The 15,575-nt window shown below is 71.9% G+C and carries 15 protein-coding genes; 6 read left to right on the top strand and 9 right to left on the bottom strand.

Translation table 11 applies throughout. The features are described from left to right. Positions 1-33 precede the first annotated feature (33 nt). The gene (locus tag I59_RS08220; RefSeq protein WP_031273370.1) at positions 34-819 is read right to left on the bottom strand and encodes an alpha/beta fold hydrolase; all 786 of its coding nucleotides are present in this window, start codon (positions 817-819) and stop codon (positions 34-36) included. Positions 820-853: 34 nt separating this feature from the next. On the opposite strand from I59_RS08220, the gene I59_RS08215 reads away from it, so the two are divergent. Further along, positions 854-1,678: an NAD(P)H-hydrate epimerase gene (locus tag I59_RS08215; protein WP_042726579.1), complete on the top strand. Its 825-nt coding sequence runs from the start codon at positions 854-856 to the stop codon at positions 1,676-1,678. A gap of 9 nt (positions 1,679-1,687) precedes the next feature. On the opposite strand, the gene I59_RS08210 is transcribed toward I59_RS08215, so the two are convergent. Beyond that, positions 1,688-2,629: a 2-deoxy-5-keto-D-gluconate 6-phosphate aldolase domain-containing protein gene (locus I59_RS08210; protein ID WP_022903454.1), complete on the bottom strand. Its 942-nt coding sequence runs from the start codon at positions 2,627-2,629 to the stop codon at positions 1,688-1,690. 94 nt (positions 2,630-2,723) lie between these two features. Here I59_RS08210 and I59_RS08205 point away from each other — a divergent pair, with 94 nt between their 5' ends. After that, complete coding sequence (locus I59_RS08205) at positions 2,724-3,617, top strand: neutral zinc metallopeptidase (protein WP_022903453.1); 894 nt, start codon at positions 2,724-2,726, stop codon at positions 3,615-3,617. A 32-nt stretch (positions 3,618-3,649) separates the two neighbouring features. Here the strand turns inward: I59_RS08205 and I59_RS08200 are convergent, their stop codons facing one another. Continuing rightward, on the bottom strand, positions 3,650-4,609 hold the full coding sequence (locus I59_RS08200) for a thioredoxin domain-containing protein (RefSeq protein ID WP_022903452.1): 960 nt from the start codon (positions 4,607-4,609) through the stop codon (positions 3,650-3,652). Between the two features lie 245 nt (positions 4,610-4,854). Here I59_RS08200 and I59_RS08195 point away from each other — a divergent pair, with 245 nt between their 5' ends. Together I59_RS08195 and I59_RS08190 are read left to right on the top strand one after the other, a co-directional pair. Then, positions 4,855-5,955 carry an ABC transporter ATP-binding protein gene (locus tag I59_RS08195; RefSeq protein ID WP_022903451.1) on the top strand — a complete coding sequence of 367 codons (1,101 nt, stop codon included), beginning with the start codon at positions 4,855-4,857 and terminating at the stop codon, positions 5,953-5,955. A gap of 190 nt (positions 5,956-6,145) precedes the next feature. Further along, on the top strand, positions 6,146-7,453 hold the full coding sequence (locus I59_RS08190; protein WP_031273365.1) for a DUF4032 domain-containing protein: 1,308 nt from the start codon (positions 6,146-6,148) through the stop codon (positions 7,451-7,453). Positions 7,454-7,821: 368 nt separating this feature from the next. Here I59_RS08190 and rlmB read toward each other — a convergent pair whose 3' ends face one another. From rlmB to I59_RS08170, 4 genes are read right to left on the bottom strand one after another with little or no spacing between them, the layout of a single operon-like run. Beyond that, positions 7,822-8,853: a 23S rRNA (guanosine(2251)-2'-O)-methyltransferase RlmB gene (gene rlmB / locus I59_RS08185; protein ID WP_022903449.1), complete on the bottom strand. Its 1,032-nt coding sequence runs from the start codon at positions 8,851-8,853 to the stop codon at positions 7,822-7,824. 28 nt (positions 8,854-8,881) lie between these two features. Next, positions 8,882-10,291 carry a cysteine--tRNA ligase gene (cysS, locus tag I59_RS08180; RefSeq protein WP_022903448.1) on the bottom strand — a complete coding sequence of 470 codons (1,410 nt, stop codon included), beginning with the start codon at positions 10,289-10,291 and terminating at the stop codon, positions 8,882-8,884. 36 nt (positions 10,292-10,327) lie between these two features. Next, the gene (ispD, locus tag I59_RS08175) at positions 10,328-11,527 is read right to left on the bottom strand and encodes a 2-C-methyl-D-erythritol 4-phosphate cytidylyltransferase (RefSeq protein WP_042726577.1); all 1,200 of its coding nucleotides are present in this window, start codon (positions 11,525-11,527) and stop codon (positions 10,328-10,330) included. 13 nt (positions 11,528-11,540) lie between these two features. Continuing rightward, positions 11,541-12,023, bottom strand: a complete 483-nt coding sequence (locus I59_RS08170; protein WP_017888066.1) for a CarD family transcriptional regulator — start codon at positions 12,021-12,023, stop codon at positions 11,541-11,543. Positions 12,024-12,164: 141 nt separating this feature from the next. Between I59_RS08170 and I59_RS22775 the strand changes: the two genes are divergently transcribed. Continuing rightward, positions 12,165-12,794: a hypothetical protein gene (locus I59_RS22775; protein ID WP_187289802.1), complete on the top strand. Its 630-nt coding sequence runs from the start codon at positions 12,165-12,167 to the stop codon at positions 12,792-12,794. Between the two features lie 85 nt (positions 12,795-12,879). On the opposite strand, the gene I59_RS08160 is transcribed toward I59_RS22775, so the two are convergent. Together I59_RS08160 and I59_RS08155 are read right to left on the bottom strand one after the other, a co-directional pair. Beyond that, positions 12,880-13,560, bottom strand: a complete 681-nt coding sequence (locus I59_RS08160; protein WP_022903445.1) for a response regulator transcription factor — start codon at positions 13,558-13,560, stop codon at positions 12,880-12,882. Further along, positions 13,557-14,723: a cell wall metabolism sensor histidine kinase WalK gene (locus I59_RS08155; RefSeq protein ID WP_022903444.1), complete on the bottom strand. Its 1,167-nt coding sequence runs from the start codon at positions 14,721-14,723 to the stop codon at positions 13,557-13,559. Before I59_RS08155 ends, I59_RS08160 begins: the two co-directional genes overlap by 4 nt. 157 nt (positions 14,724-14,880) lie before the next feature. On the opposite strand from I59_RS08155, the gene phoU reads away from it, so the two are divergent. Next, positions 14,881-15,552, top strand: coding sequence for a phosphate signaling complex protein PhoU (gene phoU, locus I59_RS08150; RefSeq protein WP_022903443.1), 672 nt, complete (start codon positions 14,881-14,883; stop codon positions 15,550-15,552). The last annotated feature ends 23 nt before the right edge of the window (positions 15,553-15,575 follow it).

Below are 15,575 nucleotides of genomic sequence, written 5' to 3'. Positions count from 1 at the left end.
AGCGCGTGGACCGAGGGGATCCACGAGTACCTGTCAGCGGCCCTCGGACAGGAACGCGATCGCCGCCTGCCGGAAGTCCCGCGACGTCGGGGCGTTGAAGTGGTTGCGCCCCGGGATCTCGAAGAACCGCGCGTCCGGTGCTGCCGCAGCGAGCCGCACCGCGCTGTCCTTGATGCCGTCCTCGCTGCCCGCCGCCATGAGCAGCGGCTGCGACGGGGCGTTCGCCGGCGTCGGCTCGATGCTGTCCCGCATCCCCTCGACCATCGCGACGAGGGCCCGGAGGTCGTTCCCCTCGACGCCCGACGCCATCGTGAGGTACCCGTTCGTCACGCGGTCCTCGATCGGGGTGCCGTCCGCGAGGAACGCCTTCGCCTGGTCGACCGCGACGCGACGCATCGGGTCGGCGTCCGGGATGCCGCCGAACACGGCCCGGGAGACCCGGTCGGGCAGCTGCTCGGCGGTGTGCCAGCCGACGCGTGCCCCGAGCGAGTAGCCGAGGTAGGCGACGTCGTCGAGCAGGTAGGTGTCGATGACACTGACGACGTCCGCGACGAGGAGCTCCATCGAGTACGCGTCGGGGTCGTGCGGCTTCGCGGACGCGCCGTGCCCGCGCTGGTCGAGCGCGACGACGCGGTACCCGGCGCGGAGCAGGTCGCGGGTCCAGCCCGACGCGTGCCAGTTGAGCAGGGCGCTGGACGCGAACCCGTGCACCGCGACGACGACCGGAGCGTCCGGGTCCCCGAAGTCGTACGTGGCGATCGGGAGGCCGTCCGGGGACATCACTGCACGGGGACGGGGCGCTTCGGGGACGAGTGACATGGCGACCCCAGGCTAGCGGGGCACTGTGGTCGCCATGGACGGCTACGGAGCGGACCAGATCCGGGCGGCGGAGCGGCCGCACCTCGACGCGGGCGAACCCCTCATGCAGCGCGCGGCCGACGGGCTCGCCCGGGTCGTCGCGGACCTCCTCGACGACCCCGCCGTGCGACCGGGTGACGGACCGGGTTCGGTCCTGCTGCTGGTCGGGAGCGGCGACAACGGCGGTGACGCGCTGTTCGCGGGTGCGCGGCTGGCGTCGGCCGGGAGGCGCGTGGCGGTGCTGCGCGTCGGCTCACGCGTCCACGAGGCGGGCCTGGCAGCGGCGCTGGACGCCGGGGCGCGCCTCGCCCCACCGGCACGGCCGGACCGCCGCTGGCGCGTCGCTCCGGAACCGGCGGCGTGGGCCCCGGCCGGTCCCGACGACAGCGGACCCACCGGGACGGACGCGGGTGCTGCGGACATCCTGCGCGCCGCGGTGCCGGACGAGGGCGGCCGCCTCGCGGCGGTCGCCGCGGAGGCGGCGCTCGACACCGACCTCGTGCTCGACGGGATCCTGGGCATCGGGGCGTCCGGTCCCCTGCGCTCCCCCGCCCGGGAGGTCGTGGACGCGCTGCGGGAACTCGCCCGCGACCAGCGGGCCCCGTTCGTCGTGGCCGTCGACGTGCCGAGCGGCATCGACGTCGACACGGGCGGTGTCGCGGACGAGCACGTGCTGCACGCCGACGTGACCGTCACCTTCGGCGGGGTCAAGGCAGGGCTGTTGGTCGGCCCCGCGGCGACCCTCGCCGGCCGGATCGAGCTCGTCGACGTCGGGATCGCCGCGGACCTCGCGGGCGTGGAGCCACTGGTCCGTACCTGACCCGGACGGTCAGGAGGCGCCGGCGTCCACTCCGTCCACCACGTCGGGGCGCGCCTCGAGCCAGGTGTCGACGAAGTGCCGGTAGTTCGCCGCGATGAGCCGCTCGGCCGCCTCGTGGTCGAGCCCCTGCTGCACGACGTCGTCGAGCGCGTCCTGCCAGTTGCTCCGGCCGATGGCGAAGCCGACGAAGCCGTCGACCGGCGCCGCGACCCGGAGCCAGTGGTCGAGCTGCTCCTCGGGGGCGTCCCGTCCGAGCACGATGCACTGCACGCCGTCGCGCCCACCGGCCCGGACCGCGGCGACGACGCGCTCGGCGTCCTCGGAGCGGTCGAGACCCTCGAGCTTCCACACGTCCGGCTCGACGCCGTGCTCCTGCAGGTACCCGACGACCTCGACGACGAGCCCGGGGCGAACGTCGCGGTCGTAGTCGTCCGCGGCTGCCTGCTGTTCGTCGGTGCCCGGCACGAGCAGCTCGACCAGGAACGCCCGACCGGCCCCGTGCAGGGTGCGGGAGACCTCGGCGAGACGCTCCGCCTGCGCCGCACGGTCGTCGGCGTCGAACGCGGGGTTGTCCCGGACGAGGACCTTCACGAAGTCGGGGTCGAACGCGTCGACGTGCGCGGTCCAGTCGTCGCCGTACTCGAGCTCGAACCAGTCGCGGCCGGAGCGCTCGATCGGCATGGCGAGCTGGAGCCCTGCCTCCCGGACGAGCCGGGCGACGTCGGCGCCGTACCGCTCGTCCACGAGGACGCCGGTCCGGTCCCGTGACGCCCCGGCGGCGAGGGCGCCGAGGAGACCGCGGTAGACGAGCTGCTTGCCGGCCCGGACGCGTTCGGCGTCGGCCTCGTCGGCGGGCTCGCCGGAATCGTCGCCGTAGGTGTGCTCCAGGAGCGAGGACCGCTGGTCCATCGCGAGGAGGAAGAGGGGGTGCTGTTCGTCGAGGTCGGCCATGCAGCCATGCTGCTCGCGACCCCTCGATGCCCGCTCAGTGGGCGCACCCCGCCCGGTGTGAGCACCGCGCTGCCGCCGTCCGTACATTCGGGGCATGACGTTCAACGACGACTCGCAGCTGTCCGGCGGCAGGGTCAAGCGGCGCGGGCGCACGGCCGCGGTGGGTGGCGGGGCGCTCGGTGTCGGCGCGATCGTGGTGTTCCTGATCGCGCAGTTCACCGGGGTGGACCTGTCCGGGGTGCTCGGCGGCGGCAGCGGCGTCACGACGATCCAGCAGGGCGGCGACACCGTGGACGCCGCGCCCGAGTGCCGGACCGGCCGGGACGCGAACGCCTCGGTGGAGTGCCGGATGGAGGGGGCCGCCGAGTCGCTCGACGCGTACTGGTCGGCGGAGGCGCCGAAGCTCGGGGCCTCGTACACGAGGCCGGACTTCTACCTCTTCCAGGACTCGACCGACACGGGCTGCGGGACGGCGTCGTCCGCGACCGGGCCGTTCTACTGCCCGCCGGACCGCGCGCTGTACGTCGACACGTCGTTCTACGACGAGCTCCAGTCGCGGTACGGGTCGTCGGGCGGACCGCTCGCGCAGATGTACGTCGTCGCGCACGAGTGGGGCCACCACGTGCAGCAGCTGCAGGGCACGTTCGCCGACACGGACCGGTCGGGCACCGGCGCGACCTCGGGCAGTGTCCGCGTCGAGCTCCAAGCCGACTGCTACGCGGGCGCTTGGGTCGGCGATGCGGCGAACACCGAGGACGCGAACGGGCAGACCTTCTTCGAGCCGATCACCCGGTCACAGATCGACGACGCGCTGTCCGCGGCGAGCGCCGTGGGCGACGACAGCATCCAGCGACGGTCGACCGGCTCAGTGGACCCCGACTCGTTCACGCACGGGTCGAGCGAGCAGCGCCAGCGGTGGTTCCTCCGCGGCTACCAGCAGGGCGCGACGTCGTGCGACACCCTCAGCGTGCCCGGCTCGGCCCTCTGACCGTGCCTGGTTCGGCCCGCTGAGCCCGGCGGTCAGTCGGAGCTGGCGCTGGCCGACGGGGTCGGCGTCGGGGTCGGCGTCGGCGTCGCGGTGGCGTCGGTCGACCCGGCCGCGCTGAGCACGAACGTCCGGAAGTCGTCGTTCGTGATCGGGTCGGTGAGCTGGTACTGCTGCCCGTTCACGAGCACGAGCGGCGTGCCCGGGAAGCTCGTCAGGTCGGTCCCCGGGATCTTCCCGTCGGAGACGTCGTTCGTGCGCTCGGTCACCCAGCGCGCGTAGGTCTGGTCGCGGATGCAGTCGGCGATCGCCCGCTGGTCGCGCACGCCGTCGACGCTGCGGACGACGCTCACGAGGTCGGCGTCGCTGAGGCCCGCGGTGCCCTCCTCGGGCTGCTCGGCGAACAGGGCGGTGTTGAACGCGAAGAACTGGTCCGGCGAACGGTCCGCGACGCACGCGGCTGCGTTCGCGGCCCGGAGCGAGTACTTCGTGCCCTGCGAGCGGTTCGCCAGGATCGCCACCGGGTGGATGTCGACCGTGGCGGCACCGGAGTCGACGAGGCCCTGGATGTACTCGCCGTTCGCCTTCTCGAACTGCCCGCACGTCGGGCAGAGGTAGTCGATGTAGGTCGTGATGTGCACCGTGCCCGAGCCGTCGGACGACGATGCGGACGGGGTGGCGCCGGTGGTCTGCGCCTTCAGGCCCTGCCCGATCGTGATGCCGCCCTGCGACATGTTCGACGGCCCGGGGCCTGCCGGCCGTGCCGAGTCGACGAGGACGAGCGTGACGATGGTGGCCGCTGCGAGGAGCACGACGCCGATGCCGATCTGGATGCCGAGCCGTGTCCCGCGCTGCCGACGCTTCTGCCGGGTGCGGTGCCGCTGCGCGCGCTGCCGGGCAGCCTCGCGGCGGTGGTTCCGACCGGCGGCTGCCCGCGCGGCACGATCAGCGGCTGCACGCTCGGGGCGGGCGTCACCCTCGGGGCGGTTGGTCATCGGTGTGGAGTCCTCCTGATCGGGTGTCCGCACGCTCCGCGCCCCCACTCGGCGGACGGACCCGGCGATTGTAGTGGGCTGCTCTGGGAACCACCCAACCAGCCGGGAACCACTGGCGCTCCACGGGGAAGTCGTGTTGTATGAGCACCGATGGTCGACGGCGACCATCCGGGGCCCCCACGGGCAACCGCTTCACTACGGATCGTCCGGCACGTACCTGCCGGTGAAGGAAGGATCGAACGCTCATGGCGTCCGTCACCTACGACAAGGCAACCCGTCTCTACCCCGGGGGCACCCGCCCCGCGGTCGACTCCCTCGACCTGGACGTCGCCGACGGCGAGTTCCTCGTCCTCGTCGGCCCGTCGGGCTGTGGCAAGTCGACCTCGCTCCGCATGCTCGCGGGGCTCGAGGAGGTCAACTCCGGCGCGATCCGCATCGGCGAGCGCGACGTCACCGACGTCCCGCCGAAGGACCGCGACATCGCGATGGTCTTCCAGAACTACGCGCTGTACCCGCACATGACCGTCGCCGAGAACATGGGCTTCGCGCTCAAGATCGCCGGTGTCGGCAAGGAAGAGCGCGCCACCCGCGTGCAGGAGGCTGCGAAGCTCCTCGACCTCGAGCAGTACCTCGGCCGCAAGCCGAAGGCGCTCTCCGGTGGTCAGCGTCAGCGCGTCGCGATGGGCCGCGCGATCGTCCGTCAGCCGCAGGTGTTCCTCATGGACGAGCCGCTGTCGAACCTCGACGCCAAGCTCCGCGTCCAGACCCGCACCCAGATCGCCTCGCTGCAGCGCCGCCTCGGTGTCACCACGGTCTACGTCACGCACGACCAGACCGAGGCCCTCACCATGGGTGACCGCATCGCGGTGCTCAAGGACGGCATCCTCCAGCAGGTCGGCTCCCCGCGCGACCTCTACGAGAAGCCGAACAACGTGTTCGTCGCCGGCTTCATCGGCTCGCCGGCCATGAACCTGCTGCCGGCCGACGTGGTCGAGGGTGGCATCAAGTTCGGCACGCTGAACCACCCGATCGACCGCGACACGCTGTCGAACGCCCGCTCCGGCAACATCACGGTCGGCATCCGCCCTGAGGACGTCATCGTCTCGAGCTCGGGTGAAGGGCTGCCGGTCACGGTCGACGTCGTCGAGGAGCTCGGCGCCGACGGCTACCTGTACGGTCACGCCGACGTGAACGGCCAGCGCACCGACATCGTCGCGCGCGTCGACGGTCGTTCGCACCCCTCGATCGGCGACACGATCGTCATCTCGCCGAAGCAGGGCCACGTCCACGCCTTCGACACCGAGTCGGGCGACCGCCTCGACGACAAGGCCGTCGTCAGCGCCTGACGCTGGAACAGACGAACAGGAGGCGCGGTGCCAGCTGGCACCGCGCCTCCCGTCTGTCAGACTGCCGAACGGAAGCAGACTGCGCGACCGACGCAACGTGCCGGACCGACGCAGTGCCGGACCGACGCAGTCTGCGGGACCGACGCAGCCCGCCGAACCGACGCAGCCACCGCACGACCAGGAGCCAACCGTGCCCGACTCCCTCGCCATCACCGCAGCCACCGTCGACCCGGGCCTCCTCGACCTGCCGTGGGACCAACCGCTCGAGGACTGGCCGGACGACGTCATCGTCGCGCTGCCGAAGGGCATCTCGCGACACCTGGTGCGTTTCGTGCACCTCAGCGGGTACGTCGCCGCGGTGAAGGAGACCGGGGAAGAGGTCGCGCGCGCCGAGTACGAGATGCTCCGCACGTTGCAGCGCATGGACGTCCCGTGCGTGGACCCGGTCGCGGTCATCACGAACCGCGTCGACGCGGACGGCGAACCCCTGCACCCGGTGCTCGTCACCCGGCACCTCCGCTTCTCGCTGCCGTACCGCGCGCTCTACTCCCAGACGCTCCGCCCGGAGACCGCGACCCGACTCGTCGACGCCCTCGCCCTGCTGCTCGTGCGCCTGCACGTCATCGGGTTCTACTGGGGCGACGTCTCGCTCTCGAACACGCTCTTCCGCCGCGACGCCGGGGCCTTCGCCGCGTACCTCGTCGACGCCGAGACCGGCAAGCTCTACCCCGGCGGCCTGTCGAACGGGCAGCGCGAGAACGACCTCGAGGTCGCCCGCGTCAACATCGCCGGCGAGCTGCTGGACCTCGAGGCCGGTGGTCGCCTCGACGAGAACGCCGACGCGGTCGACGTCTCGAACCGGATCGTGGCGCAGTACCGGACGCTCTGGAAGGAGCTGACGGGTACCGAGCAGTTCGACATCAAGGAGCGCTGGCGCATCAACGACCGGGTCGAGCGGCTCAACGCCCTCGGCTTCGACATCGAGGAGCTCTCGATCCACACGACCGAGGGCGGTTCACAGGTGCGCATCCAGCCCAAGGTGGTGGACGCCGGGCACCACCAGCGACGGCTGCTCCGCCTCACCGGTCTCGACGCCGGTGAGAACCAGGCCCGGCGCCTGCTCAACGACCTCGACTCGTACCGTGCACGCAACGGCCGCGAGGCCCTCGACGAGGAGATGGTCGCGCACGAGTGGGTCTCGCGGGTGTTCGAGCCCGTCGTCCGGTCGATCCCGCGCGACCTCCGCGGACGGCTGGAGCCCGCCGAGGTCTTCCACGAGCTGCTCGAACACCGCTGGTTCATGTCGCAGGCCGAGGAACGGTCGGTGTCGCTGCCCGAGGCCACGACCGCCTACATCAACGACGTGCTGCGGCACCGGCGGGACGAGCGGCTGCTCATCAACCCGCCGACTTCCTCGATGACGCTACCGATCCCGGTGTCGCTCGACGACGACGTCGACGCGGACGAGGACGTCGAGGACTGGCGCGCGGGCGTCTGACGCGGTCCCCGGTCGGTCACGGCACCCCGCCGGGTGACCGCGGACCGCTCACGACCGTCGCCTGCGGCGTCGCTCAGCGCACGCCTCGTGACCACACGACCGACACCGGCCGACGGGTCGTGACCCGAGGGGTTCAGGAGTGCGACCGCCTTGGAGGCCCGGGGCGTCCCGGAGACCGGCGCCGGCCGCCCGGACCGCCACGCCTCCACCGCCGGTGGTGATGTCGGACGTCGAGCGGTCGCAACACCCCGACAGACGCACGTCCGCCGGTCACGAACCGTCGCCTGCGGGGTGGCGCAGCGACGATTCGCGACCGTGCGGCGGGCAGCATCCGACGTGTCGTGACCCCGCCGGCTCCGTGCGGGTCGCTACGCGGCGCGACGACGCCGCGCGACCTCCCACAGGGTCACGCTCGCCGCGATGCCCGCGTTGAGCGACTCGGTCGCGCTCGAGATCGGGATCGACACGATGGCGTCGCAGGTCTCGGTGACCAGGCGCGACAGCCCCTTGCCCTCCGAGCCGACGACGATCACGATCGGGCGGTCGGCGAGCTCGAGGCCGTCGAGCTCCACGTCGCCGTCGCCGTCGAGCCCGAGGACGAACAGCCCCATCGACTTGAGCGACTTGAGCGTCTGGGTCAGGTTCGGCGCCATCGCGACCGGGGTGCGGGCCGCGGCACCGGCGGAGGTCTTCCACGCGCTCGCGGTCACACCGACCGAACGACGCTGGGGCACGATGACGCCGTGCCCGCCGAACGCCGCGGTGGAGCGGATGATGGCACCGAGGTTGCGCGGGTCGGTGATGCCGTCGAGGGCGACCATGAGCGGGACCTCGTCCTTCGCGAACGCCCGCTCGACGATGTCCTCGGACACCGCGTACTCGTACGCGGGGACCTTGAGCGCGACGCCCTGGTGCACGCTGTCGTGCCCGGTGATGCGGTCCAGCTCCGGCCGCATCAGCTCGATGATGGGCACGCCGCGGTGGTTGGCGAGCGCGAGGATCTCCTTGACGCGGTCGTCGACCTCGATGCGGGACGCGATGTAGAGCGTCGTCGACGGCGTCTTCGTGCGCAGCGCCTCGAGCACGGAGTTGCGCCCGGTGACCAGCTCGGAGTCGTCGCTCTTGCGCTGCGGCGGACGACCGGTGCGCTGCGGCGGACGACCGGTGCGCTGCTGCGGGGCGCTCGAGGCACCGTGCCGACCACGGGCCGCCTCGAGCCGCTCCTTGGCGGCCTTGCGCTTGCCGGCCGGGTGGTACGGACGGTCCTCGGCCTTCGGGGTGGGCTTGCGCCCCTCGAGCGCCTGGGCGCCCTGTCCGCCGGAGCCGACCTGCTTGTTGCCCTTGCGGCCGGACCGGACGGCGCCCGGACGGCCCTTCTTGCTCCCGGAAACGTTCTTCATGTTCAGCTCCTGTTCGGCACGGCCGTGGTCAGGCGATGCTCCAGCGTGTACCCGCTGCGGTGTCCTCGATGGTGATGCCCGCGGCGGCGAGGTCGTCACGCACGCGGTCGGCCGTCGCGAAGTCCCGTGCGGCCCGGGCGTCGGCGCGCTCCTGCACGAGGCGTTCGACGAGGGCTGCGAGCGGGGCGGCCGAGGGGTCCTGACCGCCGCTCGACCAGTGGGCCGCTCGCGGGTCGATGCCGAGCACCTCCACCATCGCGGCCACCTGATGGTACGCGAGACCGAGCGCTTCCGCATCGTCGGCGTCGAGGGCGGCGTTCCCGGCGCGGACCGTCTCGTGCAGCACGGCGAGCGCCTGGGGCACCGAGAGGTCGTCGTCCATCGCGGCCGCGAAGGCCTCGGGGACGGCGGGGGCGTCGCGGAGCGGGATCCCCTCGAGCCGGGGTTCCGCACGGGTCAGGAAGCCCTCGATGCGGTCGTACGCAGCCTCGGCCTCGGCCAGGGAGCCGGCGTGGTGGTCGATCGACGAGCGGTAGTGCGCCGCGCCGAGGAAGTACCGCACGACCTCGGGTCGCGCGGAACCGAGGAAGTCCGCCGCGAAGATCGAGTTGCCGAGCGACTTCGACATCTTCTGACCGTCGACGGTGACGAGGCCGTTGTGCAGCCAGTACGTCGCGAACGGGTCACCCGCGGCGGTCGACTGCGCGAGCTCGTTCTCGTGGTGCGGGAACCGGAGGTCGAGGCCGCCACCGTGGATGTCGAACGCCGGACCGAGGTAGCGCCGGCTCATCGCCGAGCACTCGATGTGCCAGCCCGGACGACCGGGACCCCACGGGCTGTCCCACACGGCGGTGTCGGGCTCGCCGGCCTTGCGGCCCTTCCAGAGCGCGAAGTCGCGCGGGTCCCGCTTGCCGCGGGGGTCGGCGTCGGCTGCCTCGACCATGTCCTCGCGGCGCTGCCGGGTGAGGGCGCCGTAGGACTCCCAGCTGCCGGTGTCGAAGTAGACGTCCCCGGAGCCGTCCTGTGCGGCGTAGGCGTGGCCGCGCTCGATCAGGCGCTCGATGATCTCGTGCATCTGCGGCACGCTCGCGGTCGCCCGGGGTTCGTAGGTCGGCGGCAGGATCCCGAGCGCGCGGTAGGCGGCCGTGAACTCGAGCTCGACGCGGTACGCACGGGCGAACCACGCCTCGTCGGTGCCGGCGGCCAGGTCGAGCACCTTGTCGTCGATGTCGGTGACGTTCCGGACGAGGGTGACCGAGTAGCCGCGGTACGTCAGCCACCGACGCCAGACGTCGTAGACGAGCGCCGAGCGCAGGTGGCCGATGTGCGGCGACGACTGCACCGTGGGACCACAGACGTAGACGCTCACGTGTCCGTCGACCAGGGGCACGAGGTCGACGACGGCGGCGGCGCGGGAGTCGTAGAGGCGAACGGTCACGCTCCAAGACTAGGGCGCGGCCGGTGCCGCGGTCCGTCAGACCGGCCGGACGACGGCGGTCGCGATCGCCGCGAGGCCCTCGCCGCGGCCGGTGAACCCGAGGCCGTCGGTGGTCGTGCCGGACACCGCGACCGGCGCTCCGACGACGGCGGCCAGTGCGTCCTGCATCTCCGTGCGCCGAGCGCCGATGCGCGGGCGGTTCCCGACGACCTGCACGGTCACGGACACGGGTGCGAGTCCGGCCTCGGCGAGCAGCGACACCGCACCCCGCACGAAGACGCCTCCGGCGGCTCCGGCGTACCGCGGGTCGGCGGTGCCGAAGCGGCCGCCGATGTCGCCCAGGCCGCCGGCGGAGAGCAGGGCGTCGCACACGGCGTGCGCCACCGCGTCGCCGTCGCTGTGCCCCGAGAGGCCGGGTTCGCCCGGGAAGTCGAGCAGCCCGACGCGGCACGGTGACCCCGCGTCGAACGCGTGCACGTCGACCCCGAGGCCGATCCGCACGGCGGGGCCGTCGGCGCCGTTCCGTGCCCGGACGATCGACTCGGCCCGGCCGAGGTCCCAGCGGGTGGTGACCTTGAACGCGTCCGCGTCGCCCGGGACGGACCGGACCGTGCGTCCGGCCGCCTGGAACACCCCGGCGTCGTCGGTCTCGGACCGCGCCGAGACCGCGTACGCCCGCCGGAGCGCCGCGAGCGGGAAGCCCTGCGGGGTCTGGACACCGACGAGCGCCGAGCGGTCGACGGTCTCGCGCACGACGTCTCCGTCGACGCGCTTCACGGTGTCCACGACCGGCAGCGCGGGGACGACGCCGTCACCCGACGTCTCCACGGCGTCGAACACGCGCTCGAACTGCGACGCGGGCGTCAGGCAGCGTGCGGCGTCGTGCACCAGCACGACGTCGACGGAGTCGGGCAGCGCTGCCAGGCCGGCCTGGACCGACGCGTGGCGATCCGTGCCTCCCGGGACGACCGCCGTGTACGGCACCGCGGCCCCGGCGGCCGTGGCGACCACCTGACGGCACTCGTCGAGCCGGTCCGCAGGGGCGACCACCACGACCAGGGTCGGCAGCGCCAGGGTGAAGAGCGGCTCGAGGGCACGGGCGAGCATGAGCGAGCCGGCGACCGGCACGAACGCCTTCGCCGTGCCGATGCCCAGTCGCGTCCCGGACCCGGCCGCGACGACGACGACCGCCCTGCTCACCCCGGAGGGGAGCAGAGCGGTCGTCGTGGTGTCCAGTGGTCCGGACGCGCTAGGAGGCGAGGACCTCGTCGAGGACGGTCGATGCCTTGTCCTCGTCGGTCTTCTCGGCCAGCGCGAGCTCGGAGATCAGGATCTGCCGGGCCTTCGCGAGCATGCGCTTCTCGCCCGCGGAGAGCCCGCGGTCCTGGTCGCGACGCCAGAGGTCGCGGACGACCTCGGAGACCTTGATCACGTCGCCGGAGGCGAGCTTCTCGAGGTTCGCCTTGTACCGGCGCGACCAGTTGGTGGGTTCCTCGGTGAACGGTGCGCGGAGGACCTCGAACACCTTGTCGAGCCCTTCCTTGCCGATCACGTCGCGCACGCCGACCAGGTCGACGTTGTCCGCCGGGACCTCGATCGTCAGGTCACCCTGCGTCACACGCAGCTTCAGGTAGACCTTTTCCTCGCCCTTGATGACGCGCGTCTTCACTTCAGAGATGGTTGCCGCCCCGTGATGGGGGTAGACCACGGTCTCGCCGACCTCGAATTGCATGTATCAGGCTCCGTTCCGAGACGCCCAGTTTACCACAAGGGGTGTTCGGGTAAGGGGCCGCTGGGCACTCGCCCTCCCAGGTGATCGCTAGGATGGGGTCGGACCGTCCGGTCCCCAAACGTGATCTTCCGGAGGATTCTCTTGCGAGCTCGGGTACTCGTGTCCGTCGCCGTTGCGGCAACCATCGCGCTCGGCGCCACCGGCTGCGAGTTCGTCTCGCCGGTCGGCACGGCGGAGATCCAGCAGGTCACCGACGGCGTCAACGGCCGCACGGGCTCGATCGACATCCGGAACGCGCTGCTCATCTCGGACGACGGCGAGCAGGCCCGGTTCATCGGCACGCTCGTGAACAGCTCCGACTCGGACGACGCCACGCTCTCGATCGAGGTCGGTGGCGACACCCAGACCGTCGACGTGCCCGCGAACTCCCGCGTCGACCTGGCCGCCCCGAGCGCCGCGTCGACGCCGACCCCGACGCGCGGCGCCGAGACGAACGGCGACCGCACCCAGGGCACGACCCCGGCCGCCGGCGACGACGTCGTGTTCGAGCAGGCCGACGTCACGCCGGGCTCGCTCGTCAAGGTCTACTTCTCGTACTCGGGCTCCGAGGGCGTCTCGCTCAACGTGCCGGTCCTGACCACCTCGCAGGAGGAGTACACGACGCTCGCCCCGACGCCCGCGGCGTCCGAGACCCCCAGCGGCGAGACGACCACCGGCGAGGCCACCGGCGAGGCGACCGGCGACGCGACGGACACCCCGATCAACCCGTAGCGCGCAGCGCGCAGCGCACGACGCAACCGCCTGGAGGCGCGGCGCCGGTCCCCGAGACCGGCACCGCGCCTCCGGTGCGTTGCGGCTACGCCTCGATGCGGTATCCGAGGCCGCGGACCGTGACGAGGATCTCCGGCGCACTCGGCACCCGCTCGATCTTCGACCGGAGCCGCTTGATGTGCACGTCGAGGGTCTTGGTGTCCCCGAAGTAGTCGGAGCCCCACACCCGGTCGATGAGCTGCCCGCGCGTGAGCACCCGACCGGCGTTGCGGAGGAGCAGCTCCAGGAGCTCGAACTCCTTGAGGGGCATCGGCGTCTCGGAACCGTCGACCGACACCGTGTGGCGCTCCACGTCCATCCGGATGCCGCCGACCTGGAGGATGCCGGAGTCGCCCGGGTCGTCCTCGGTCCGACGACGGAGCACGGCTCGGATGCGCGCGAGGAGTTCCCGGGTCGAGTACGGCTTCGTCACGTAGTCGTCGGCGCCGAGTTCGAGCCCGACCACGATGTCCACCTCGGAGTCCTTCGCCGTGAGCATGATGATCGGCGCGTTCGACCGGGTCCGGATCTGCCGGCAGACCTCGGTGCCGGACAGCCCCGGCAGCATGAGGTCGAGCAGCACGAGGTCGGGGTTCTCCGCGTCGAACTTCGACAGCGCCGTCACGCCGTCGGCAGCGACGGAGGTCTCGTACCCCTCGCGCTGCAGCAGGAACTCCAGGGGCTCGCTCAGGGCCGGCTCGTCGTCGACGATGAGGATCTTGGTCACGATGGCTGCTCTTCCAGTTGCTCTTCGAGTGCGGTGGTCAGGTCGGTGTCCGCCTCGGGCAGGCGGATGGTGAAGGTCGAGCCCTTGCCGGGCTGCGACCACACGCGCACGTCGCCGCCGTGGTTGCCGACGACGTGCTTGACGATGGCGAGCCCGAGGCCGGTACCGCCGGTGGCCCGCGACCGGGCGGGGTCCACGCGGTAGAACCGTTCGAACACGCGGTCGAGGTCGGCCTCCGGGATGCCGACGCCCTGGTCGGTGACGGCGATCTCCACGAAGCCCTTCGTGCTGCGGACGCCCACGCCGACACGGGTGCCGTCCGGCGAGTACTTCACGGCGTTGGCGATGAGGTTCGACACCGCCACCTGCAGCAGGCCCGGGTCGCCCATCACCATGAGCTTCGTCTTCTTCGCGCGGACGATGTCGATGTCGCGGGCGCTGGCGACGACCTCGTTGGCGTCGACGGCGGCCTGCACGATGCGGTCGATCGACGTCTCCTCGCTGGACTCGAGCGCGTCGACGGACTGCAGACGGGACAGCTCGATGATGTCCTTCGTGAGCGCCCCGAGCCGCTCCGACTCGGTGACGAGCTGGGCGGCGAACTTCCGGACGTGCTCGGGCGAGTCCGCCGCGGCCACGAGCGTCTCGGACAGCAGGCCGATCGCGCCGATCGGGGTCTTCAGCTCGTGGGAGATGTTCGCGACGAAGTCCCGCCGGACCTCGTCGATGCGCCGGCTCTCGGTGAGGTCGTCCGCGGTGACGAGGACGTACCGGTTGCCGAGCTGCGCGGCCCGGAAGCTCAGGTAGCCGATCAGCTCACCGCGTCGGCCGCGGGGCAACTCCATGTCCTCGGAACCCATCTCCCCGCTCGCGCGTACCCGGTCCACGAGGTCGCGGAGTTCCTTGTGCACGAGCCGTCGGCGCACGACCAGGCCGACCGTGAGCGCCTGCGGCGAGGCGGCCACGACGGTGTTCGAGGGGTCGACGACCACGGCGGGGTTGTGCATCGTGGCGATCACCGCTGCCACACCGTCCGGGAGCGTCCGCTCCGCGACGTCGGCTGCACGCGCCGTGCGCTCGGCGGTGATGATCAGCACCACGACGCCCGCGCCGAACACCCCGCCGAGGAGCATCGACAGTGGCACGAGCCACGCGTTGTCCATGGCGCCAGTGTAGGGATGGTCACGCGCGGTTCGGACACCGTTCACCGCCCTCCCGCGCGGTTCCGGCGCCGTCCGACGAGACGTTCAACCGCACGTCACCGTTCGTTCACCTCGGGTGACGACACTCGTCCGGTACCGCAGAGAGAGGCACTCCCCCATGCGCGAAGTCTTCCAGCAGGAGCTCCAGGACGTCCAGGAGCGACTGACCGAGATCGCCGGGCTCGTCGAGTCCGCCATCACCCGCGCCACCCAGGCGTTCAGCGACTCCGACGTCGCCCTCGCCGAGGAGGTCATCGCGGACGACGCGAAGATCGACGAGGCCGCGAACAGCCTCGACGAGATCGCGATCGACATCCTCGCTCGCCAGGCCCCCGTGGCCCGCGACCTCCGCGTCGTCGTGACCGCGCTCCGGGTCAGCTCCTCGCTCGAGCGCATGGGCGACATGGCCGAGCACATCGCGCAGCTCGCCCGCCAGCGCTTCCCGGAGAAGGTCGTGCCGAAGGGCCTCCGCGGCACGTTCAAGAAGATGGGCGCCCACGACGTCGCCATGGCACAGAAGCTGACGCGCCTGCTCGCGACCGAGGACATCGCGCTCTCGGCCGAGATCCGCGACGAGGACGACGCCGTCGACGAGCTCCACGCGAGCGTCTTCGACTTCGTGCTCGGCGAGACGTGGAAGGGCAACCCGATCGACACGGTCGACGCGACCCTGGCGTCCCGCTACCACGAGCGCTTCGCCGACCACGCGGTCTCGATCGCGAAGAAGGTCGAGTACCTGGCGACGGGCGACTGGGCAGGCGCGTCCTCGGTGACGGTCTCCCCGGCCTGAGTCGGCACTGCACGACGGGAGTC

This window comes from Curtobacterium sp. B8 (genome assembly GCF_000333315.1).
Taxonomy (GTDB): domain Bacteria; phylum Actinomycetota; class Actinomycetes; order Actinomycetales; family Microbacteriaceae; genus Curtobacterium; species Curtobacterium luteum.
This window is presented reverse-complemented; position numbering and strand designations above follow the sequence as displayed.

What these genes read in the sequence shown, in the direction of transcription:
- I59_RS08155 (WP_022903444.1), bottom strand. Translation starts at nt 14,723, where the DNA reads ATGGACAACGCGTGGCTCGTGCCACTGTCGATGCTCCTCGGCGGGGTG.
- phoU (WP_022903443.1), top strand. Translation starts at nt 14,881, where the DNA reads ATGCGCGAAGTCTTCCAGCAGGAGCTCCAGGACGTCCAGGAGCGACTG.
- rlmB (WP_022903449.1), bottom strand. Translation starts at nt 8,853, where the DNA reads ATGAAGAACGTTTCCGGGAGCAAGAAGGGCCGTCCGGGCGCCGTCCGG.
- I59_RS08220 (WP_031273370.1), bottom strand. Translation starts at nt 819, where the DNA reads ATGTCACTCGTCCCCGAAGCGCCCCGTCCCCGTGCAGTGATGTCCCCG.
- I59_RS08205 (WP_022903453.1), top strand. Translation starts at nt 2,724, where the DNA reads ATGACGTTCAACGACGACTCGCAGCTGTCCGGCGGCAGGGTCAAGCGG.
- I59_RS08210 (WP_022903454.1), bottom strand. Translation starts at nt 2,629, where the DNA reads ATGGCCGACCTCGACGAACAGCACCCCCTCTTCCTCCTCGCGATGGAC.
- I59_RS08215 (WP_042726579.1), top strand. Translation starts at nt 854, where the DNA reads ATGGACGGCTACGGAGCGGACCAGATCCGGGCGGCGGAGCGGCCGCAC.
- I59_RS08200 (WP_022903452.1), bottom strand. Translation starts at nt 4,609, where the DNA reads ATGACCAACCGCCCCGAGGGTGACGCCCGCCCCGAGCGTGCAGCCGCT.
- I59_RS08195 (WP_022903451.1), top strand. Translation starts at nt 4,855, where the DNA reads ATGGCGTCCGTCACCTACGACAAGGCAACCCGTCTCTACCCCGGGGGC.
- I59_RS08170 (WP_017888066.1), bottom strand. Translation starts at nt 12,023, where the DNA reads ATGCAATTCGAGGTCGGCGAGACCGTGGTCTACCCCCATCACGGGGCG.